General features: G+C 69.7%; 20 protein-coding genes and 1 tRNA gene. 5 read left to right on the forward strand and 16 right to left on the reverse strand.

Going from position 1 to position 21,708, the window contains the following annotated elements:
- Positions 1-181: 181 nt before the first annotated feature.
- Positions 182-967 carry a class I SAM-dependent methyltransferase gene (locus tag MU407_RS10080; RefSeq protein ID WP_246957116.1) on the forward strand — a complete coding sequence of 262 codons (786 nt, stop codon included), beginning with the start codon at positions 182-184 and terminating at the stop codon, positions 965-967.
- Positions 964-2,114 (forward strand): IS3 family transposase gene (locus MU407_RS10085; protein WP_246957118.1). Its coding sequence is split into 2 segments (ribosomal slippage): positions 964-1,234 and positions 1,234-2,114, totalling 1,152 coding nucleotides; the frame shifts between segments, so codons are not numbered across the junction. Before MU407_RS10080 ends, MU407_RS10085 begins: the two co-directional genes overlap by 4 nt.
- On the opposite strand, the gene MU407_RS10090 is transcribed toward MU407_RS10085, so the two are convergent.
- The 7 genes from MU407_RS10090 to MU407_RS10120 form a co-directional block, all read right to left on the reverse strand.
- The gene (locus MU407_RS10090; protein WP_246957120.1) at positions 2,072-2,575 is read right to left on the reverse strand and encodes a hypothetical protein; all 504 of its coding nucleotides are present in this window, start codon (positions 2,573-2,575) and stop codon (positions 2,072-2,074) included. The two genes, MU407_RS10085 and MU407_RS10090, sit on opposite strands and share 43 nt — an antisense overlap.
- Positions 2,576-2,685: 110 nt before the next feature.
- A complete protein-coding gene (locus tag MU407_RS10095) occupies positions 2,686-4,335 on the reverse strand; it encodes an oligopeptide:H+ symporter (protein ID WP_246957122.1) in 1,650 nt (549 codons plus the stop codon).
- A gap of 266 nt (positions 4,336-4,601) precedes the next feature.
- On the reverse strand, positions 4,602-5,321 hold the full coding sequence (rplA, locus tag MU407_RS10100; protein ID WP_102235392.1) for a 50S ribosomal protein L1: 720 nt from the start codon (positions 5,319-5,321) through the stop codon (positions 4,602-4,604).
- A gap of 5 nt (positions 5,322-5,326) precedes the next feature.
- On the reverse strand, positions 5,327-5,758 hold the full coding sequence (rplK, locus tag MU407_RS10105) for a 50S ribosomal protein L11 (RefSeq protein ID WP_102235393.1): 432 nt from the start codon (positions 5,756-5,758) through the stop codon (positions 5,327-5,329).
- A 226-nt stretch (positions 5,759-5,984) separates the two neighbouring features.
- Positions 5,985-6,863: a transcription termination/antitermination protein NusG gene (gene nusG, locus MU407_RS10110; RefSeq protein ID WP_246957136.1), complete on the reverse strand. Its 879-nt coding sequence runs from the start codon at positions 6,861-6,863 to the stop codon at positions 5,985-5,987.
- 66 nt (positions 6,864-6,929) lie between these two features.
- Positions 6,930-7,187 (reverse strand): preprotein translocase subunit SecE, encoded by a 258-nt coding sequence (gene secE, locus MU407_RS10115; protein WP_102235395.1) that lies wholly within the window; start codon positions 7,185-7,187, stop codon positions 6,930-6,932.
- A gap of 72 nt (positions 7,188-7,259) precedes the next feature.
- Positions 7,260-7,332, reverse strand: a tRNA-Trp gene (locus tag MU407_RS10120).
- A gap of 447 nt (positions 7,333-7,779) precedes the next feature.
- Between MU407_RS10120 and MU407_RS10125 the strand changes: the two genes are divergently transcribed.
- Together MU407_RS10125 and MU407_RS10130 are read left to right on the forward strand one after the other, a co-directional pair.
- On the forward strand, positions 7,780-8,964 hold the full coding sequence (locus MU407_RS10125) for a pyridoxal phosphate-dependent aminotransferase (protein ID WP_246957175.1): 1,185 nt from the start codon (positions 7,780-7,782) through the stop codon (positions 8,962-8,964).
- On the forward strand, positions 8,961-10,025 hold the full coding sequence (locus MU407_RS10130; protein ID WP_246957138.1) for an adenosine deaminase: 1,065 nt from the start codon (positions 8,961-8,963) through the stop codon (positions 10,023-10,025). The genes MU407_RS10125 and MU407_RS10130 overlap by 4 nt, the downstream gene beginning before the upstream one ends.
- On the opposite strand, the gene galK is transcribed toward MU407_RS10130, so the two are convergent.
- From galK to MU407_RS10150, 4 genes are all read right to left on the reverse strand, one after another.
- Positions 10,013-11,269 (reverse strand): galactokinase, encoded by a 1,257-nt coding sequence (galK, locus tag MU407_RS10135; RefSeq protein ID WP_348648025.1) that lies wholly within the window; start codon positions 11,267-11,269, stop codon positions 10,013-10,015. The two genes, MU407_RS10130 and galK, sit on opposite strands and share 13 nt — an antisense overlap.
- A 104-nt stretch (positions 11,270-11,373) precedes the next feature.
- Complete coding sequence (locus MU407_RS10140; protein WP_246957141.1) at positions 11,374-12,462, reverse strand: beta-propeller fold lactonase family protein; 1,089 nt, start codon at positions 12,460-12,462, stop codon at positions 11,374-11,376.
- On the reverse strand, positions 12,459-13,958 hold the full coding sequence (locus MU407_RS10145) for a threonine/serine exporter family protein (RefSeq protein ID WP_246957142.1): 1,500 nt from the start codon (positions 13,956-13,958) through the stop codon (positions 12,459-12,461). Before MU407_RS10145 ends, MU407_RS10140 begins: the two co-directional genes overlap by 4 nt.
- A gap of 93 nt (positions 13,959-14,051) precedes the next feature.
- The gene (locus MU407_RS10150; protein ID WP_246957144.1) at positions 14,052-14,342 is read right to left on the reverse strand and encodes a DUF3017 domain-containing protein; all 291 of its coding nucleotides are present in this window, start codon (positions 14,340-14,342) and stop codon (positions 14,052-14,054) included.
- Positions 14,343-14,446: 104 nt separating this feature from the next.
- Between MU407_RS10150 and MU407_RS10155 the strand changes: the two genes are divergently transcribed.
- Positions 14,447-15,970: an aspartate ammonia-lyase gene (locus MU407_RS10155; RefSeq protein WP_246957147.1), complete on the forward strand. Its 1,524-nt coding sequence runs from the start codon at positions 14,447-14,449 to the stop codon at positions 15,968-15,970.
- A 96-nt stretch (positions 15,971-16,066) separates the two neighbouring features.
- On the opposite strand, the gene MU407_RS10160 is transcribed toward MU407_RS10155, so the two are convergent.
- The 5 genes from MU407_RS10160 to purH all read right to left on the reverse strand — a co-directional run bounded on the left by MU407_RS10160 (position 16,067) and on the right by purH (position 21,670).
- Positions 16,067-16,381, reverse strand: coding sequence for a FeoC-like transcriptional regulator (locus MU407_RS10160; RefSeq protein WP_246957149.1), 315 nt, complete (start codon positions 16,379-16,381; stop codon positions 16,067-16,069).
- A complete protein-coding gene (feoB, locus tag MU407_RS10165) occupies positions 16,378-18,351 on the reverse strand; it encodes a ferrous iron transport protein B (RefSeq protein ID WP_246957151.1) in 1,974 nt (657 codons plus the stop codon). The genes MU407_RS10160 and feoB overlap by 4 nt, the downstream gene beginning before the upstream one ends.
- Positions 18,352-18,353: 2 nt before the next feature.
- Positions 18,354-18,719: a FeoA family protein gene (locus tag MU407_RS10170; protein ID WP_246957152.1), complete on the reverse strand. Its 366-nt coding sequence runs from the start codon at positions 18,717-18,719 to the stop codon at positions 18,354-18,356.
- A 138-nt stretch (positions 18,720-18,857) separates the two neighbouring features.
- A complete protein-coding gene (gene ppk2, locus MU407_RS10175) occupies positions 18,858-19,763 on the reverse strand; it encodes a polyphosphate kinase 2 (protein ID WP_246957155.1) in 906 nt (301 codons plus the stop codon).
- A 251-nt stretch (positions 19,764-20,014) separates the two neighbouring features.
- Positions 20,015-21,670: a bifunctional phosphoribosylaminoimidazolecarboxamide formyltransferase/IMP cyclohydrolase gene (gene purH, locus MU407_RS10180; RefSeq protein WP_246957157.1), complete on the reverse strand. Its 1,656-nt coding sequence runs from the start codon at positions 21,668-21,670 to the stop codon at positions 20,015-20,017.
- Positions 21,671-21,708: the final 38 nt, after the last annotated feature.

The following is a 21,708-nucleotide window of genomic DNA, read 5'->3' on the forward strand; positions in this document are numbered from 1 at the left end:
AGTATCTGCCCAAGGGCACGGTGATCCCCGATCACCAGCCCTACCTCACCAGTATCGCCGAGGAGATCAACAATCGACCCCGCCGCCGACTGGGCTATCTCACGCCCACCGAGGCATTCGCCCGACTGCTCGCCGGCGAGCCCCATGTTGCTTCGACGCCTTGACATCGCCCCGAGACCTTATGCACGATGACCCTTACCGCGCCGCTGCGGACGCATACGACCTATTCGCGGCACCATATCGAGCCGCTCAACAGGCCGCACTCGCCGAGGCACTTCCCCACTTTCAGCCCGAAGTCGGCGCAATTCTCGACATCGGGGCAGGCCCGGGCACAGCTGCGGTAGAGATTCTCGAGCGCCTCCCTGAGGCACACGTACTGGCACTCGAGCCCAGCGCGACCATGCGGGCGCTCCTGCTGGGCCGCATTGCCGAACGCACCGAACTGCACCCACGAATCACGGTGCGGCCGGAAGCCTTCTTCGACGCCGAACTCCCCCAGCAGCTCGGCGGCGCAATCATGCTCGGCGTGCTAGGACACTTCGATGTGATGGCGCGAAAGGCGGTGTTCGCCGAGCTCGCGCGTCGACTTGCGCCCGGAGCAGGCGTTCTCACCGACCTCCAACTCCCCCAAACGCCGGAACCTGTGCCACCGCACGAGTTCACAGCCGCGCAAATTGGAGACGTTGAATACCGAGGCATTGCCGAAGCGAAGCCCATCGACGACGAGCAGATGCGCTGGAGAATGATCTATCTCACACTCGCGGGGGAACGCGTCCTTACCGAAGAATGGGCTGAGCACACGTTCAACCACCCCGATCCTGACCGACTCAAGGCCGAAGCGCTCGATGCTGGATTTGACATCAAACCAACTCGCACCCAGATGAGCCGCCCCCTTCATTCGGTCCGGACGTTCTGTGAGTCGTCCTGTTGCCCGCGGTCGCGGGCAGGGAGACTGGTCAGATCATGACGAACAGCAGGAAGCGTCACACCCCGGAGCAGGTCGTCCGTAAGCTCGGGCAGGCCGACAGGATGCTCACCGACGGGCAGGACGTCGCGGCGGTGTGCCGGGAGCTGGGGGTGTCCGAGCAGACGTACTACCGGTGGCGGAACCAGTACGGCGGCCTCAAGGCCGACGACGCAAAGCGTCTGAAGGAGCTTGAGAAGCACAACGCCACGCTCAAGCGGCTGCTGGCCGAAGCAGAGCTCGAGAAGGCCGCGCTCAAGGAGCTGGCTGAGGGAAACTTCTAAGCCCGGACAGGCGCCGCGCCGCCGTCGATCACCTCAAGCGCAAGCTGCGGGTGAGCGAACGAATGGCGTGCCGTCTGGTCGGGCTGAGCCGCTCCGCGTACCGGCGACCGCTCAAGGGCGACACGGTCACGGACCCGGATCGGGCGCTCAGGGAGTGGCTGCGCGCCTGGGCGAAGGACCATCCCCGCTACGGGTATCGGCGGGCGTATCACGACGCCCGCGCCGAGGGGTGGGTGGTGAACCACAAGAAGATCCAACGCCTGTGGCGTGACGAAGGGCTCCGGGTCCCGCAGCGGCGTCGACGCAAGCGCGTCGGGTCCTCGACCGTCGACGCGCCGACGGCGGACGCGCCGAACGTGGTGTGGGCGGTGGACTTCCAGTTCGACGCCGACGAGCACGGACGATTGATCAAGATCTGCTCGATCGTCGACGAACACACCCGGGAGTGCATCGGCGGCCTCGTGGAGCGCTCGATTACCGCCGACCGACTCACCGCCCACCTCGAGGACCTCGTCGCCGCCCGGGGCGCCCCGGCGGTGCTCAGGTCGGACAACGGGCCGGAGTTCATCAGCGAGGCGATGGCCGACTGGGCTGGCACCCGCACCGGCCTGTCCTACATCCCTCCGGGCTCGCCGTGGCGCAACGGGTACGTCGAATCATTCAACAGCCGCCTCCGCGACGAGTGCCTGAACATCAACAGCTTCTACTCGCTGGTCCACGCGCAGGTCGTGATCGGCGACTGGAAGACCGAATACAACCACGACCGCCAGCACTCACCCCTCGGATACCTCGCACCCGTCGACTACGCTCGGCAATGCACGCATCAATTGGAAACCGATGACTCGCACAGCGACCGGACCGAATAACGGGGGCGGCCCAAGACGGGCGGATCCGTGGTGGGGTCCGGCCACGAGAAGGTCTGGATCATCGTGGCGAGGCCAAGCCCTGCTGTAGCACCGGTCAGGACGCTCCACCGCTGATGCACCATCGATACCGCCCCTGACACGATCAGCGGCAGGAAGAAGTTTCCCAGTGATGCCGGGAACAGAAGGATCTCTCCCAGGAATCCCACCGTGGAGGCCAGCGCAACTGTGCCAGGGAACCATGCCACGAGCAGAGTGAGTACCGCGCTGGCAACCACCGTCGCCGCGTACAGCGGGCCGGGCTGATCGAAGTTTGTGGGCAACAGGCTTAACACCATGAGAAGCAGCGCGATGCCACGCACAGGGCCGTCGATCAGACGTGGCCCGAACACACGGCGTCGCCAGCGCATCGCCCGGGAGTCCTCCATCTCGCCGGGAAGCTCGAGCGTTCCGATGAACGTCATGACCTGATCATGCCGCACAGCGGAAGAACGGGGCGACTGTGCAACGTCCCGCCCACCGCGGGGTGGACGGGACGCCTGACGATCCTTGAAGACTCAAGGCTCCGCGGGAATCAACCCTCGACCGACACAGCCTCCTCGTCGGCCGTCTCATCGTGCCGGGTCTCCACGTCGTCCATCTTGGACTGCACCCAGGGGGCGATCGCGAACATGCCCAGGGAGACGAGCAGCGTCACGCCACCGAGGACCGCGTAGTACACGCCGTCGGAGAAGCCGGACATGAGCTGGATGACCACGGAGGTGAGGCCCATGCCGACGGCCGGGGCGAGGTACCACAGCGTCATCGTCTGGGAGGCGAAGTGGCGCGGAGCGAGCTTGGTGGTGACCGACAGGCCCACCGGGTTCATCAGCAGCTCCGCGACGGTCTGCACGAAGAACACGGCGATGAGGAACCAGAACGGGGCCAGCGCCGCACCGCCCGGGAAGGCGCTGAAGCCGTAGCCCATCATGAGCGCCGAGATGCCGATGATCACCAGCGAGATCGCGAACTTCTGCGCCGTGGAGGGGAAGCGCCCCTGCCGCTTCAGGAACAGCCAGCCCAGGATCGGGGCGAGGATCAGCACGAACGTCGGGTTGAAGGACTGGTACGCCTCGGGGGTGAGGTCGAACAGGCCCAGCACTGAGCGGTCCGTGTGCTCCAGGGCGAAGGTGGCCATCTTCCCGGCGGCCTGCTCGAAGATCAGCACGAACAGGACGTTGCCCACCCACAGCGGGGCGAAGGCGCCCAGGTGCACCCGCTCCTCGGCGGTGACCTTGGGGCTCTTGACCATGGTCAGGAAGTACACGGCGGCGGTGCCGAGCGCGAACAGGAACAGCGCCCAGGCGATCGCGCTGGTCAGCTCCCCCAGCAGCATCTGGAACAGGACCACCAGCACCGTGGCGACCACGGCGATGAGCGCCGCGAGGCCCAGGAGCTTCTTCCCCTCCCCTGGCTTGAGCGGGTTCGGGACGGTGTAGGCGAAGGCCGAGAGCTTCTTACGCCCGTACCAGAAGGAGATCAGGGCCAGCGCCATACCGATCGCGGCGGCGATGAAGCCGATGTGGTAGCCAAAGGCGTGCCGGAGCGCACCGACGATGAACGGTGCGACGAGGGAGCCGACGTTCACCGACATGTAGAAGTACATGAACCCGGTGTCTCGGCGCGGATCGTCCTTGTCATACAGCCCGCCGACCACGGTGGAGAGGTTGGGCTTGATGAAGCCGGTGCCCACGGCGATGAGGATCAGGCCCGCCCAGGAGGTGGCGACCATCGGGATCGCGAGCACGACGTGGCCGGTCATGATGATGGAGCCGCCGACCAGGGTGGACATCCACGGACCCAGGATGCGGTCGGCGAAGATGCCGCCGGGGATCGTCATGAGCAGCACGGCTGCGCCGTAGGCGGAGACGACCACCTGGCCAGCGGTGGTGCTGAGCCCCAGGCCGCCGTTGGCGACCGTGTCCACGAGGAAGTACAGCAGGATCGCGCGCATGCCGAACCAGCTGAAGCGCTCCCACATCTCCACCTGCAGCATCCACGGCAGACCCCCGGGATGGCCGATGAAGGACCTGTCCTCCGCCGACGGACCGTCACGCAGGGTGTCGGGGGCGAAGCGCATCCGCGGTTCGGTGACGCCATCGGGTCCGAGGGCGGTGGTGCCGGTGCCACCCGATCCCTGGCGAGAGGGCGGCTCTGTGGGCATCGGGGGTCGGGATTGGGTCATGGGGAGATGGTCCTTCCAGGCACGTCTTCGCCCCCAGCGGTCCCTGTGCGTCCCCCGGAGGCGCGCGGAGCTTCTCTGCTCCGGCGCATACAGGGTCCCGGTTCCCGAGCGCGACTTCTACCCCAAAGGTCCCGAAACCACCATGATGACTCATATCCCGGACTTAACCGTTTTGTGCGCGGACGCATCGGTCTCCGATGCCACATACGACGGCGCCCCGCCCACCGCTGGGGTGGACGGGGCGCCGTGAGAGGAACCGAGGAGTCTCAGGACTCGTCGGTGTCCTCCAGGAGGTTGCGGGTGCGGTTCACATCGACCGGGATGCCCGGGCCCATCGTCGTGGACACGGTGATCTTGGTGATGTAGCGGCCCTTCGAGGATGCCGGCTTCAGGCGCAGGATCTCATCCAGCGCCGCGACGTAGTTCTCCACCAGCTGCTGATCGGTGAAGGACACCTTGCCCACGATGTAGTGGAGGTTCGCCGCGCGATCGGTGCGGAACTCGATCTTGCCGCCCTTGATGTCGGACACGGCCTTGGCGGTGTCCATGGTGACGGTGCCGGTCTTGGGGTTCGGCATGAGGCCGCGGGGGCCCAGCACACGACCCAGCTTGCCGACCTTGCCCATGAGGTTCGGGGTGGCCACGGCCGCGTCGAAGTCGGTCCAGCCACCGGCGACCTTCTCGATCAGCTCGTCGTCGCCCACCTCATCGGCGCCCGCCTCCCGGGCGGCCTCGGCCTGCGGACCAGTCGCGAACACGATCACGCGGGACGTCTTGCCGGTGCCGTTGGGCAGGTTGACGGTGCCGCGCACCATCTGATCCGCCTTGCGGGGATCCACGCCCAGGCGCATCGAGACCTCGACGGAGGCATCGAACTTCGCGGGGTTGGACTTCTGGGCCAGACGCAGCGCGTCCAGCGGGGAGTAGGTGCGGCCCTCTTCGATCAGGGCAGCGCCGTTCTTGTACGCCTTGCTACGGAATGCCATCTGTCTCAGCCCTCCACCGTGATGCCCATGGAACGAGCGGTGCCCTCGACGATCTTCGCCGCGGCCTCGATGTCGTTCGCGTTCAGATCAGGCATCTTGGTCTCCGCGATCTCGCGGGCCTGCGCCTGGGTGATCTTGCCGACCTTGTCGGTGTGCGGGGTCGAGGAGCCCTTCTGCAGGCCAGCGGCCTTCTTGATGAGCTCCGCCGCCGGCGGGGTCTTGGTGATGAAGGTGAACGAGCGATCCTCGTACACGGTGATCTCGACCGGCACGATGTTGCCGCGCATATCCGCGGTGCGATCGTTGTAGGCCTTGACGAACTCCATCATGTTCACGCCGGCCGCGCCGAGCGCAGGGCCGACGGGCGGCGCAGGCGTGGCCTGGCCGGCCTGGATCTGGAGCTTGATGACGCTCGCGATCTTCTTCTTGGGAGCCATTGCTCTTCCTTACTGTGGTGTGGTTCGGGCGGAGCTCATCAGGCGCTCCTCCCACGGCTGGACGGTCCCGCGCAGCGCGCGGCACAGTCCGAGGTTCGACGTTACCTGCACATCGGGGCGGCGTCGAGGGAGATCACGCGTGATCTCGGCCCTACCGCGCGGCGGGTCCGCCGCGCACCGCCCGAAACCCGGGATGGATCCGGCCGACGGGGCCGGGTCCGGCGGGTCAGATCTTGGCGACCTGGTCGAAGGCGAGCTCGACCGGGGTCTCGCGCCCGAAGATGGAGACCAGCACCTGCAGCTTGCGCGCCTCGGTGTGGATCTCCGCGATGGTCGCGGGCATGGTCTCGAAGGGACCGTCCATGACGGTGACGGACTCGCCGACCTGGAAATCGGGCATCTTCTGCGCGGCCGCGGGCTTGCTCGCAGAGCCGCCGGAGGAACGCTTCTTCTCCGGCAGGCCCACGGAGGGGGCCAGCAGGGAGTAGATCTCATCGAAGGTCAGCGGCGTCGGATCGGTCGCGTTGCCGACGAACCCGGTCACGCCCGGGGTGTCGCGCACGACGCGCCAGGACTCGGTGGTCAGGTCCATGCGCACCAGCACGTAGCCGGGCACGCGGACCCGTCGGACCATCTTCTTCTGGCCGTTCTTGACCTCGGTCGCGTCCTCCATCGGGACCTGGACCTCGAAGATGTACTCCTCCATGTCCTGGGTCTCGATGCGCGTGGCCAGCTGGGTCTTCACGCGGTTCTCGTGCCCGGAGTAGGAGTGGATGACGTACCAGTCGCCGGGGGCGGAGCGCAGGTGCATGCGCAGCTCGGCGAGGGGATCCTCCTCTGGCTCCTCCTCGGCGGCGGGCACCGCAGACGCCTCAGCGGAATCAGCCGCGTCGGTGGACTCAGGAGCGTCGGTGCCATCGGCGGTCTCGTTGTCGCCCGGGGTCTCCGGCTCCGCGACCTCCGCCTGCTCCTCGAGCTCGACGGTCTCCGGGGCGGGCTCGGGGGCAGCGGACTGCTCGGCCTCGGCCTGCGGGGAGGAGGAGAAGCTCAGGGAATCATCGACGTCCTGGTAGGACTCCTCGGGGGTGGAGCTCGTATCGCTCATCGGGGCGGAACCTGCCTTCCTGGCGGCGGTGGTCTGGTGTCGTGGAGGGACGCGGTGCGGCGGGCGTCAGGATGCCGTGAAGGCGATCTGCGAGAGCCAGCCGAAGGCCGAGTCCAGGCCGAAGATCAGAAGGATCATGAAGGTGACGAACAGCAGCACCGTGAACGAGTAGGTCACGAGTTCCTTGCGGGTGGGGACGACGACCTTGCGCAGCTCGGCGATGACCTGGCGGATGAACAGCCCGATCGCCAGGAACGGGTTCGAGGACCCGGAGCCCGGGGCGTCGCCGGTGGGCGTCGCCTGGGTGTTCTGGCTGGAAGTCACAGGTGCGGTTTCCGATCTGGTCGTGATCTCGTGGTGCGGCCTCGTCCCGGCCGGATCAGCCGACCGGTTCGGCAGGGCAGACAGGACTCGAACCTGCAACCTGCGGTTTTGGAGACCGCTGCGCTACCAATTGCGCCACTGCCCTTCACGGAGGAACCCGTGAGACCTCAGGTCCGTGCCGATCGGGTGGATCAGGGCGCGGGCCGTTCGGGCCAGCGAACAGCATACAAGCCCCGGGGCGGCCGTGCGAATCGGTCGGCAGCAGATCACATCTCTCATCCCCCGGCGCTCAGCCCGCCAGGAGCGGCGCGCGGGGGGCTCCGCCCCGCCGGGACCGGCGTATGGGGGCTCGGGTCTTCCCGGGAGCGGCGCGGGGGCTCGCGGGCAGCGGCACCGTCCCATCGGCCGCCCCAGGCTGCGGCGCCGGTCCGGCCGATGGGACGGCGCGGCCGCGCACCTGCTGGCACCGCGCCGCCGGTTTTGCGAGGATTGGCAGGTGAGCACCGACGACGCATGCACCACCGACCACTTCGACGCCTCGACCCCGCAGCCCGCCGCCTCTCCCGCGGACGCGCCCTCTGCCGAGCGTCGGATCTCCGCGCGGATCAGCGCGATCCAGCCCTCTGCCACCCTCGCCGTGGACTCCACTGCGAAGGCGCTCAAGGCCGCGGGCCGTCCCGTGATCGGCTTCGGCGCCGGGGAGCCGGACTTCCCCACCCCCGAGCACATCGTCGAGGCCGCGGTCGTCGCGGCGCGGGACCCGAAGAACCACCGCTACTCCCCCACCGCGGGCCTGCCGGAGCTTCGCGAGGCCCTGGCCGAGCACGTCGGCTCCACCAGCGGCCTGCCCATCGAGCCGGCGCAGGTGCTCGTCACCAACGGCGGCAAGCAGGCGGTGTTCCAGGCCTTCGCGACGCTGCTGGATCCCGGGGATGAGGTGCTGCTGCCGGCCCCGTACTGGACCACCTATCCGGAGGCGATCCGCCAGACCGGCGCGGTGGAGGTCCCGGTGCTGGCCGGCGCCGAACAGGGGTATGTGCCCACCGTCGAGCAGCTCGAGGCCGCACGCACCGAGCGCAGCCGGATGCTCGTGCTGTGCTCCCCGTCGAACCCCACCGGCGCGGTGCTCACCCCCGAGCAGGTCACCGCGATCGGCAGCTGGGCACTCGAGCACGGGCTGTGGGTCGTCACCGATGAGATCTACCAGGCCCTCACCTACGGGGACATGCCCTTCACCTCCGTGCTGCGGGCCGTGCCCGAACTCGTCGAGCGCACCGTGATCCTGGGCGGGGTGGCGAAGTCCTTCGCGATGACCGGGTGGCGCGTGGGCTGGATGGTCGGCCCGACCGACGTCATCAAGGCGGCCACGAACCTGCAGTCCCACCTCACCTCGAACGTCAACAACATCGCCCAGCGCGCGGCCCTTGCCGCCCTCACCGGGCCGACGGAGCCCGTGGAGGCGATGCGGGAGGCCTTCGATCGGCGTCGCCGCCTGATCCTCGACAAGCTCGCGCAGGTGCCGGGTTTCTCGGTGCCCACCCCGAGCGGGGCGTTCTACGCCTTCCCGGATGTCTCCGCGGTGCTGGGCCGCGAGATCCGGGGCCGCCGCGTGGACAGCTCGAGCGAGCTGGCCACCGTGATCCTCGAGGAGGCGGAGGTCGCCGCCGTGCCGGGCGAGGCCTTCGGCGCCCCCGGGCATCTGCGGTTCTCCTACGCGCTCGGCGATGACGAGCTGATCGAGGGCATCGACCGGGTCATCGCCCTGCTGAGCGAGTGAGCACCCCGGCAGGTCCGGGCCGGGACCTCGCAGCGCTGCCGAAGGCACATCTACACCTGCACTTCACCGGCTCGATGCGGCAGGGCACCCTCGATGAGCTCGCGCGCGAGCGCGGGATCCGCCTGCCGCGCGGCCTCACCGACGGCACGGCCCTGCAGGTGGAGGCCACTCGGCGCGGCTGGTTCCGCTTCCAGCGGCTGTATGACGCGGCACGCGCCGTCGTGGATTCCGAGTCCGCGATGCGGCGGATCCTGCATGAGGCCGCGCAGGATGATGCGGCCGAGGGCTCCGGGCGGCTCGAGCTGCAGGTCGACCCCACCAGCTATGCGCCGTTCGTCGGCGGGCTGACCCCGGCGATCGAGATCCTGCTGGATCAGGCGGAGATCTCCGAGCGGGAGACCGGAGTGAGCATCGGCCTGGTGATCGCTGCCAGCCGCACCCGGCATCCGCTGGATGCCCGCACCCTCGCCCGGCTCGCGGCGCGCCATGCCGGTCGGGTGATCGGGTTCGGGCTGTCCAACGACGAGCGGCGCGGCGTCACCGCGGAGTTCGGCCCCGCCTTCCGCATCGCCAAAGATGCCGGACTGCTGTCGGTCCCCCATGGTGGGGAGCTGCTGGGGCCCCGCCACGTGCGCGAGGTCGTGGACTCCCTGCAGCCGGACCGGCTGGGCCACGGGGTGCGCTCCGCGGAGGACCCGGCGCTACTGGAGCGCGTGGTCGAGGCGGGGATCGGCCTAGAGGTGTGCCCGGCCTCCAATGCCTCCCTCGGCGTGGTCGAGGAGGCGCACCACGTACCGCTGCGCACCCTCGTGCAGGCCGGGGCGCAGGTGGCGCTCGGCGCCGATGATCCGCTGCTGTTCGACTCGCGCCTGTTGGATCAGTACGCGATCGCCCGCCGGATGGGCTTCTCCGATGCAGAGCTCGCGCAGCTGGCGGCCGCGTCGATCCGCATCTCCGCCGCGCCGACGGAGGTCAAGGAGCGCCTGCTCAACGAGGTGCGGGAGTGGCTGGAGGGGCCGACGGACACTGCAGGCCCGGCCCCCGCCTCTCAGCGGTCCTGACCGGCACCCTCTGAGGGCAGGGCCAGGAAGAACTCCGGCGCGTCGAGGCCCTTCTCAGCGAAGGCCGCGGCGATCGCCTGCGCGACGCTCTGCGCCTGATCAGCCTCCACCAGCGCGATCGTGGAACCGCCGAAACCGCCGCCGGTCATCCGGGCGCCATGGGCCCCGACTGCCCGAGCCGCATCCACTGCGGTATCGAGCGCCTCGACCGTCACCTCGTAGTCATCGCGCAGCGAGTCATGGGAGGCGTTCAGCAGGGCTCCGAGCTCCGCGACATGCTCACGCACGTTGCCGGATTCGAGCAGCGCATCGAATGCCTTGACCCGCTGGATCTCCGTGATGACATGGTGGGCGCGGCGGCGCACAGTCTCATCGGCGATGGCTGCCAGGCGCTCCTGCAGCTCCTGCTCCCCCTCAACCTCGACATCCCGCAGGGTCTGAACGCCCAGCTCCTGGGCGGCACGCTCGGAATCGGCGCGGCGAGCCGTGTACTGGCCATCCACATGGGAGTGCTCGGCGCGGGTGTCGGTGATCAGCAGGGCGAGGTCCTGGGAGGCGAGATCCCACGGCACCAGGCGGGTGGAGAAGTCACGGCAGTCCAAGAACAGGGCGTGCCCGGAAAGGGAGAGCACCGACGCGGACTGATCCAGGCCCCCGGTCGAGGCACCGGCGAAGTCGGTCTCCGCGGTGATCGCGGCGTGCACGCGCTGCAGCGGGGTGGTGCCCAGCGTCAGCAGCGACTCGATCGCCTCCGCGGCTGCGCATTCGAGCGCCGCCGAACTGGACAGCCCAGCCCCGAGCGGCACCTGCCCGTCGATCATGATGTCCATCCCCCGGGTGGTGGCACCGGAGATATGGGAACGCAGCGCCCACAGCACCCCGGCCACGTAGGCGGGCCAGCCGGTGATCGCGCCGGGTTCAAGCTCGGTCGCGTCGATCTCCAGGATCTGGTCCTCCTGGGCGGAGCGCAGGCGCAGCAGGTTTGTGGGGGTGCGGGCGGCGGCCGCGAAGCAGCGGTGCGAGATCGCCATCGGCAGGCACAGCCCGTCCTGATAGTCCACGTGCTCACCGATGATGTTGACCCGCCCCGGGGCGGACCACACCCCGTCGGGCTCATAGCCGAAGGCCTCCACGAACATGGTGTGCACGCGCTCGGCGGCCTCCGTGCGCTCGGGGGCGGCGGACAGCGCCACAGTGTTCTCCGCGGTGGCGGGGGCGCTGGTCGCAGGGGTCTGAGAGGTCACGGGGATTCCTTTCACCACGGTCAGGGAGGTGGGGCGTGCTGAGCGCCGGGTGAGCCCTGCGATTCTAGGCCACCACGGCCGAAAGCCCCGAGACCATCCCGCCCTCAGGGGCGTACGGTGAGACAGGCCACCGATGGCAGCGGGATCGGCTCCCCGGCCACCTCGAGCGTGCCCTCGCTGCGGCGCAGCACGTCGATGCGATCCGCCTCCTGCGCCGCGACGAGCACCAGGTCACCGATCTGCGTGAAGTGCCGCGGGTGCTCCCCCACCGGGGTCTCGGCGACCAGGCGGGGGCGCATCCCGGCCAGGGACAGCAGCGAGAGGGAGTCCGGTCCGCGGTTGGCGACGAGCAGATACGATTCATCGGCCGTGAGCTCAATGTGGCTGAGGGCGTTGGGACCCTCCGCGCTGCTGGCCGGAACGACGGACCGCACGCCCCAGCGGTGGCGAGAGACGGGCAGGCTCGTTGTGCTCCGCTGCTGGCCGTCGTCCTCGCGGTGGGCGGTCACGATGGCGCCGGACAGCTCCCCGGAGATGTGCAGCTGCTGGGATTCGTGATCGGCGGCGAGGTGGCGCGGCCCGGTGCCGCGGCCCACCACGATCTCCCCGGCCAGGTCCATCCCGCCGCCGGGGGCCCGGCGGTACAGCATCACGGTGTCCAGGCCCAGGTCCGGCACGGCGATCACGTCGGTCCCCGGCAGCACCACGGCCTGGTGCGGGTGGGGATCCGTGTCCGCGCCGCGATCCCGGCCCTCCCGGTGGTCATCGAGGTCGATCTGCGCGGTGGGGACACCGTCGGCGTCCAGGGCGATCGTGGCGACGGAGCCGGAGCCGTACTGGGCGATGACGAGGGTGCGGCCACCGGGCCCACCGGGCCCGTAGGCGAGGTGGCAGCCGCCGGAGCCGTCGATCGGCAGATCCGCGATCACCTCCGCGGCAGTGCCGTCCGGGCTGACGCGCAGGGTCACCACGCGGGTGGGGTCGGTCTCCAGCACGGCGTACAGCAGGGTTCCGTCGGGGCTCCACAGCAGGAACGAGGGGTTCGGCAGATCCACGGTGGCGAGGGTCTGCGCGGTCACGGCGGGGCCGTCGCCGACGGGGCGGATCTCCAGGCGTAGCAGCGCGATGCCGGGGCCGCGGCCGCGGTCGCTCGTGGAGTACCCGCCGGTGGCGAGCAGGGCGGTGGTGGTCATGGGTGCTCCTCGCGCTGCTCGCGCGGCCCGGGCGGGTCCTCGAAGCCGGCCGGCGGGTCGAGGTCCGCCAGCAGGGCGGGATCTTCGAACATGGCCGGAGACAGCGCTGTCATCTCGGAGGTCATCGTAGAGGGCTCCACCACGGCCGGCCCAGGACGTCTGCGGCGTCGCGCCAGGCCCAGGGAGCTGCGGCGTCGGCGCAGGGTGGTGAACGGCGCGGAGATCGCGGGGGTGTAGGCGATCGCGGTGCGGCGGAAGCGCGGCATGATGCGGGCGGCCACCAGCTGGCCGAGCACTACCCCGGCGGCGATCGCCACCGCGACCTCCCCGGCGACCAGCAGCTCCGAGACCCCTACGGAGAGGTCATCGCCCAGGCCCAGAAGGCCGCGGTAGATCCGGGACCCGGGCACCAGGGGGATCACCCCGCACATGACGAAGGCGAGGGCGGGGGCGCGCAGCACATCGGACAGGGCGGTGGCGAGGATGCCGGTGATGAACGCGACGATCCCGACCGAGAAGGAGCGGTCGAGCCCCATCCCGGCGACGAGCAGGTGGTCCAGCAGGGCGGCGAGCGCGGCGATGCCCGAGCCGATCACGAGCAGCCGGGCGGGCACCTGGGTGCCAATGCCGAAGCCGAGCCCGATCCCCACCCCGGAGACCACGACGACGAGCGCGGTGGTGAGGGTCAGCGGCATAGAGGCGGTCACCGAGATGTCCGCACCGATGAGGTCGGCGACGAGGATGCCGGCCCGGACTCCGGCGACGATGCCGACGGTGAGCATGAGGGTCTCGAGGATCCGTCCAGCGGCGGTGACGTACCAGCCGGTGACGGCGTCCTGCACGGCGCTGATCGAGGACAGTCCGGCCAGCTGCACGATGATGCAGGAGACGACGACGATGGACGGGTTCGCGGTGGCATCCAGCAGGGCGACGATCACCGCCATGCTCACGGCGATGAATCCGCCCAGTGCCTGCCCGTAGAACGGGGGGATGGACCAGCGGGCCAGCAGCTCACTCAGGCCGATGAGGATCCCGGCGGCGAGGGTCGCGGCGAGGACGACGAGGCTGCCGGCGCCGAAGCCGAGCGCCGCGGCACCACCCATCATCGCGAAGGCGAGGATCACCAGCGGCAGTCGGTACAGGCTGGGCTCCTGCGGGATCGCGGCGGCACGCTGCCGCGCCTCGGCGAGGTCGAGCTGGCCGCCGATGTACTGATGGGAGACGTCCTCGAAGGCGGCCAGGCGTGCGAAGTTCTGCACCCGCTCCCCTGCCGAGCGCACCCTCGTGAAGGGAGTCGCGGACTCGTCGGCCAGATAGGAGATCGTCACCTCGTTGAAGGTGACCTGCACGGAGACATTGCGCAGTCCGGAGGAGCTGGTCACCCGCAGCACGGTGGCGGTGACCTCGGAGGCGGCCGCACCGTTGGTCAGCAGGCCCTCGCCAATCCTCATGGCGAGGTCGAACACGGCATGCAGCCGGGCGGAATCGGTGGGCACGGGTCGATCCTTCCACAGCGCTGCGCGGGGCGGACAGCCTGGCCGCACACCGGAAAGGTCACAGCGCCAGGTCAGCGGGCCGGAGCGCTGTGCTCACAGGTTCGGGGAGGTGGACAGCACGCCGATGGCGATGGCGAGCACCGCGAGCGCCGTGACGTCCAGGGCGCGGGACCGCACAGCGAGGGCGCCGACAGTCCGCACCGGCAGCACCGCGCGCAGCAGCGCGAGCACCCCGAGCTCCAGGCTCAGCAGCATCCCGGCCAGCGGCGCGGAGTGCAGCGCGCCAATCAGCACGATCACGCCGAGCACCAGGAGCGCGACGATCAGCACCGCCTGTCTCTGGACGGCGGCGCGGAGGGTGAAGGGGGATCGTGTCCGGCGCACCGGACCATGCTACGTCGGGCCGTGGTCGTGGCGCGGGATCGCTAGGCTGGTCGGCGGTCGGCAGTGCCGCCGACCCACACCGATCTCGAGGAGAAACCCTTCCGATGACCAGCCCCGGTTCCGCTCCCGCACCGGTCCGCACCGAGCACGATCTGCTGGGTGACCGTGACGTTCCCGCCAGCGCCTACTACGGCGTGCAGACCCTGCGGGCGATGGAGAACTTCCGCATCACCGACGTTCCGGTGTCCCACTTCCCGAAGCTCATCATCGCGCTCGCCCAGGTGAAGCGGGCCGCGGCCCGGGCGAACCACGCGCTGGGCCTGCTGGATGACCGGGTGGCCGGCGCCATCGAGCAGGCCTGCGAGGAGATCGCGGGCGGTGCCCTGCACGAGCACTTCACCGTGGACATGATCCAGGGTGGTGCGGGCACCAGCACCAATATGAACGCCAATGAGGTGATCGCCAACCGGGCCCTGGAGATCCTGGGGCATGAGAAGGGCGACTACCAGTACGTCCACCCGAACAACCACGTGAACCTGGGACAGTCCACGAACGACGTGTACCCCACGGCGGTGCGCCTGGCGATTCTGCTGTCCTTCCCGGCGCTGGCCGAGTCGATGGACTCGCTGATCTCGGCGCTGCGCGCCAAGGGCGAGGAGTTCTCCCACCTGCTGAAGATGGGCCGCACCCAGATGCAGGATGCGGTGCCGATGACGCTGGGCCAGGAGTTCACCGGCTGGGCCACCACCATCAGCGAGGATGTGGAGCGCCTGACCCGCACGGCGCGGCTGTTCCAGGAGATCAACATCGGCGCCACTGCGATCGGCACCGGCATCACCTCCGACCCGCGCTACGCCCAGCTGGCGGTCAAGGAGCTCGCCGAGATCACGGGGCTGCCGTTCGTGCTCGCCGGAGACTTGGTGGAGGCCACGAGCGACACCGGCGCCTTCGTGACCTTCTCCGGGGTGCTCAAGCGCATCGCGGTGAAGATCTCGAAGATCTGCAATGACCTGCGACTGCTGTCCTCCGGTCCGCGCGCGGGCTTCGGGGAGATCACCCTGCCGGCGGTACAGCCGGGCTCCTCGATCATGCCGGGCAAGGTGAACCCGGTGATCCCGGAGGTCGTGAACCAGGTGGCTTTCGAGGTGATCGGCAACGACCTGACGGTGACGTTCGCGGCGGAGGGCGGGCAGCTGCAGCTGAACGCCTTCGAGCCGGTGATCGTGTTCAACATCCTGGAGTCCACGCGGGTGATGACCCGGGCGATGCAGACCCTCACCGAGCGCTGCATCGTGGGGATCGAGCCGAACACCGAGCGGCTGGAGGAGTACGTCTCGCGTTCCATCGGCCTGGTCACCGCGCTGGTGCCGGTGATCGGCTACGCCCCGGCGACGGAGATCGCGCAGAAGGCGCTGGTGGAGAACCGGCCGGTGAAGGAGCTGGTGCTCGAGGCCGGGCTGCTGGATGAGGCGCATCTGAACTCGCTGCTGTCCGCCGAGGCCATGACCAAGCCGTACCGCCCCACCGCGACCGGCTCCATCCCGGTACTCGCGGACCTGCCCTCGGACAGCGGAGAGTCCGGCAGCTACCCGCACGAGCAGCCAGCCGAGGAGCAGGACACCGTCTGACCTGCGGCGCCGAGGCCCGTCGCGGGGGCGTGGCGGCACGTCGGCGCTGCGGCGCCAGGGCGCTGGGGCACTGGGGCGCAGGCGTGCGCCCCGGCCTCAGCGGCCCGGCGGCAGGCGCCGCAGGGTGAGCAGGACGGGGCCGCGGCGGGCGGGCGCGTCGGCACCCGGAGCTCCGCCGCACACGGCGCGAGCGCTGCAGCCCCCGCAGCCGCCGTCCGCGCAGGCCCCACCGAGGGTCTCGGCGCTGACCATCCCGAGCTGCACCATGCGGTCCAGCACGGCATCGACCATCTCGGGGTCCAGGCCTGTGTGCTCGGCGAGCGCCGTCCGGGCGGTGATGCCCGCCTCCATCGCGGCGGCGATGCGGCGCATCGGCCCGACGCTCGCAGGCTGTGACGACGGGGCGCTCATGCCCCGATCAGCCCCGTGACCAGCAGCCCGCCCTGGAACACGGCGACAGCCAGCAGCCAGGCCAGCAGCAGCTGTCCGATGAGCCCGGCCAGCGTCCAGCGCCAGCCCACCTCGCGCAGCTGTGCCCCGAGGGTTGCGACGCATGGGGTGTAGGCGAGCAGGAAGACCATGAACGCGGCGACCGCGAGGACGGGGTGCCCGCCGGAGGCTTCCGCGAAGGACAGCTGCAGCTGGGTGGCCAGATCGCTCGTGCCCTGCGCGGTGGCGGACTGCGCGGAGGGGTCGGCGACCTGGTAGGTCTGCGCCCACGAGGCGATCACCGCTTCCTTGGCGAGGAACCCGGTGACGAGTGCGCCCACGAGCGGCCAGGCACCGAAACCCGCCGGCGTGAACAGCGGCGCGAGCAGTCCCGACAGCGCCGCGTAGAGGCTGTCCTCAGGGGCGATCGCGCCGATCGGGCCGGGGTCTGTGGCGCCGGGGGCGGGCAAGGCCTGCAGCAGCCAGATCACGGCGACGACCACAACGATGATCCCACCGGCGGTGTGCAGAAAACCCTTCAGCCGCATCCACGTTACCTGCGCGACCAGCCGCGGCGTGGGCAGCTGGTAGGTGGGCAGGTCCATCACGAGGGCGCCCTGGCCCATGGTGCGCCACAGGGTGTGCTTCAGCGCCAGGCCCGCCAGCACGATCAGCAGGATTGAGATGACGTACATCGCGAACACGACGGTGCCGGCGCTGCCGGGGAAGAAGGTCTGGGCGAGCATCACGTACACGGTGAGCCGGGCGCTGCAGGAGGTGAAGGGGATCAGCAGCACGGTCATGAGGCGCTGGCGCGCATCGCCCAGGACTCGGGTCGCGCTGATCGCCGGGACATTGCAGCCGAATCCCACGATGAGCGGTAGGAACGCCTTGCCGGGCAGGCCGATCAGGCGCATCACCCGGTCGGTGACCACGGCGGCGCGGGCCATGTATCCAGAGTCCTCCAGCAGGGCGAGCAGCGCGAACATGATCGCCATGAGCGGTATGAACGTCAGCACCGTGCCCACGCCCCCGATCAGCCCGTTGATCACAAGCCCGGTGATGAGCGGATGGTCGAGGCCGACGGCGGTGAGCCCGGCGAGGGCGGCTGCGGCGAGCGGACCCTGGAATAGCGCATCGAGCCCGTCCTGCAGCGGGGCGGCGACGGTGGTGGTCAGCTGGAACACCGCCCACATCACCGCCAGGAAGATCACTGGTCCGAGCAGCGGGTGCAGCAGGAGGCTGTCGATCCTTTCGCTGCGACTCACGTGGCGTCGGCCGGGCGTGGTGACGGCCTGATCGAGGGCCTGCTGGAGCCAGGCGAAGCGTTCATCGGCCGCAGAGAAGTCATCGGGGCCGGCCGGACCGTCGCGCCGTGCTGCCGGGACCGGGCTCGCCAGGGTCTCCGCCACGGTGCGGGTCAGCTCGGCGATGCCGGTGCCGCGCCGCGGATCCACGGCGACGACGGGGCAGTCCAGGTGTTCAGAGAGGATCTCGGTGTCCACGGCCTGGCCGCGCTGGGCGGCGAGGTCGTTCATGGTCAGTGCCACGACGACGCGGTAGGGCAGCTCCCGCACCTGAGCCAGCAGGTACAGGCTGCGGGCGAGGCTGCTGGCCCCGGCGACGACGACGAGCGCATCGGGGCGCTGCGCGCTGGGCACCTCGAGGATGAGCTCGCGGGTGAAGGCCTCATCGGGGCTGGTGGGGTCCAGGGAGTAGGCGCCGGGGAAGTCGATCGCATCGAGCTCGCGGTCGCTCAGGCTCCAGGTGCCGCGCCCGGTCTCCACGCTGGTACCGGGCCAGTTGCCCATCTGCCGCCCAGCGCCGGTGAGGCGGTTGAACAGGGTGGATTTGCCGACGTTCGGCGCGCCGATGAACGCGATGACGGGAGCGCCGGCGGGGGCGGTGCGCTGCTCGTGAGCCTCGTGGCAGGAGGGGGTGAGCGCGGCCATGCTCAGGCGATCCCGGCCGCAGCGGCGGCACGGTCCTGCGGGCTCGCCGCAGCGGCGGTGTCCAGCAGCAGCTGCCGACAGGTGGCACGGTCCAGGGCCAAGCGGGTGTCTCCCACCTCGATCACGCGGCCACCGCCCGGGGTGCGCTGCAGCGGGCAGACGCACTGCCCGCAGCGCAAGCCCAGTTCCGCGAGTCGCAGGCGCAGGGCGGTGGGGCAGCCGGGGGTGGCGAGGACGACGGGGGCGCCGAGCGGCGCGTCGTGCACGGTGGCGGGCGCGGGGTCCTGCCCAGAAGGTGCGGCGTCCTGCCCGGCGGGCGCGGCGGTGCGCGCCTGGGAGGAGAAGATCCGGCGCCACGAGGTGAACATGGCGCGATCGTAAAGTAAGGCAAGCCTTACAGGGAAGGACTTCCGGCGAATTTCGCGCGGATCACGTCACGTATTTGCGGCCGACGGGCGGTGGCGTGGCCGAAGGCCCGCGGAGCTGAATGGCTCACGCCGCACAGGTCACTCGTCGGCCTCCTCCATCTTGCCGCGCATGACGAGCTTGGGATCCGGGGTGCCGACGACCTCGTGGTCCTTGTCCTCGTACTCGAACTGGGAGAGGAAGAAGCGCATGGCGTTGATGCGGGCGCGCTTCTTGTCGTTGGAGCGGATGATCGTCCACGGCGCGTACTTCTTGTCCGTGCGGCGGAACATCTCCTCCTTGGCCTCGGTGTATGCCTCCCAGCGGTCCAGGGACTCGAGGTCCATCGGGGAGAGCTTCCAGCGCCGCACCGGGTCCAGCTGGCGGATCGCGAAGCGGGTGCGCTGCTCCTTCTGCGAGACGGAGAACCAGAATTTCGTGACGTGGATGCCGGCGTCCACCAGCATGCGCTCGAAGTGCGGGACCTGGGTCATGAACGTCTCGTACTCATCCGGGGTCGCGAAGCCCATGACTCGCTCGACGCCGGCGCGGTTGTACCAGGAGCGGTCGAACAGCACCATCTCGCCCTCGGTGGGCAGGTGCTGGACGTAGCGCTGGAAGTACCACTGGCCGCGCTCACGGTCCGAGGGCTTGTTCAGGGCGACCACGCGGGCAGTGCGCGGGTTCAGGTGCTCGGTGAAGCGCTTGATGGTGCCGCCCTTGCCGGCCGCATCGCGCCCCTCGAAGATGATGATCGCCTTCTGGTCGTGGTCCTCGAGCCAGTACTGGAACTTCAGCAGCTCCACCTGCAGGCGGTACTTCTCCACCTCGTAGACGTCGCGGTCCATGCGCGTGTCATAGGGGTAGCCCTGCTGCCAGGTGTAGACGGGATTGCCCTGCGGGTCGATGAGATCCGGGTCCGGGGTGTGGCCGTCTTGGACGGAGTAGCCCTCTTCGCGCAGATGCTCGATGTACTCGCGCAGGCTCTGGTTGTCGGGGATCTTCACGGCCACTCCTTCGCTACGGCGTCGTATGCCTCAACTCTAGAGGCCGCACGTGGCCGTCCGGTGAACAGAGGGCCCGACGCGACCGCGTGCCGCGGCCCCGCCTTGCCCGCCGCGGCCCGGCTTTTGCCCGCCGCGGCCCGGCCTTTGCTACCGCGGCCCGGCCTTTCCCGCAAATGTCAGCTTCCGAGGCATGTTCGTCGCCAACATGCCTCGGAATCTGTCATTTGCGAGGGAGGGACCAGAGCCCGACGTCAGTGCGCGAAGTGGCGGGTGCCGGTGAAGTACAGCGTCACGCCCGCGTCCTGGCAGGCGGCGATGACCTCGCCGTCGCGGATCGAGCCGCCGGGCTGGACGATCGCCCGCACCCCGGCCTCGATGAGGATCGCGGGGCCGTCGGCGAAGGGAAAGAACGCATCCGATGCCGCGACCGCGCCGCGCGCCCGCTCCGGGGCAGCCTCACCCTCGGCGTGCTCGCCCAGGGTGTTGGCCCGTTCGACGGCCAGGCGGCAGGAGTCCAGGCGGTTGACCTGCCCCATGCCGATGCCGACGGCCGCACCGCCGGAGGCCAGCAGGATCGCATTGGACTTCACGGCCCGCACGGAGCGCCAGGCGAAGGCGAGGTCCGCGAGGGTCTGCGCATCGGCCGCCTCGCCCGCAGCGAGGGTCCAGGTGGCCGGATCATCGCCCGCAGCCTGCAGAGCATCGACGTCCTGCACGAGCGTCCCGCCCCAGATCTCGCGAATCTCCACAGCACGGTCGTACGCACCGGAGAGCTGGAGAATCCGCAGGTTCTTCTTGCCGCGCAGGATCTCGAGCGCCTCCTCCGCGTAGCCGGGGGCGAGGATCACCTCGGTGAAAATCGGCTTGATCTGCTGGGCCATCTGCACGGTGACGGGCCGGTTCGCGGCGATCACCCCGCCGTAGGCCGAGAGCGGATCGGTGGCATGGGCGCGGGCATGCGCGAGGGCGATGTCCTCACCGTCGGCGCAGATCGCGACGCCGCAGGGGTTGTTGTGCTTGACCACGGCCACGCACGGCTCGGGGTGGTCGTAGGCGGCGCGCACGGCGGCGTCGGCGTCCACGTAGTTGTTGTAGCTCATCTCCTTGCCGCCCAGCTGCTCGGCGCCGGCCAGCCCGGGATCGTCGTCGTCGATGATGGCGACGCGGGCGCGCTGGTGGGGGTTCTCGCCGTAGCGGAGGGTGCGCATGCCGATCACGGCGGCGTCCTCATCGCTCATGTCCAGCACATGCGTGGGGCTGATCTCCTCGCCCCCTTCCTCCCAGTCCCCGTCATCCGCGGCGGCGGGGTCGCTGAGGCCCAGCATCCAGTCGCTGATCGCCAGGTCGTACTCGGCGGTGCGGCTGAAGGCGGTGGTGGCGAGCTCCTGCCGCTCGGCGAGGGTGAAGCCCCCGGCCTCGGCGGCACGGCCGGCGAGCGCGTAGTCCTCGGGGTCGACGACGACGGCGAGGCTCGCGTGGTTCTTCGCGGCGGCGCGCACCATCGTCGGCCCACCCACATCGATCTTCTCGATGATCTCCGCGTCGGTGCCGCCAGCGGCGACGGTCTCCTCGAAGGGGTAGAGGTTCACGACGACGAGCTCAAAGGGGGCGATGCCATGCTCGGCCAGCTGGGCACGGTGGTCCTCAAGCCGCTGGTCGGCGAGGATCCCGCCGTGGATGCGGGGATGGAGGGTCTTCACGCGTCCGTCGAGCATCTCGGGGAAACCCGTGACCTCCGCGACGTCGGTCACAGGCACACCGGCCTCACGGATGGTGGCGGCGGTGGAGCCGGTGGAGACGATCTCCACGCCCTGGGCGTGAAGGGTGCGGGCGAGGTCCGCGATGCCGGTCTTGTCGAAGACGCTCAGCAGGGCGCGGCGGATCGGAAGGCGATCGGGCGTGGTCACAGGGGGCTCCTTGTCGGATCACAGGGATTGCACGGGCG

The organism is Brachybacterium sp. Marseille-Q7125 (genome assembly GCF_023062615.1).
Classification (GTDB): Bacteria; Actinomycetota; Actinomycetes; order Actinomycetales; family Dermabacteraceae; genus Brachybacterium.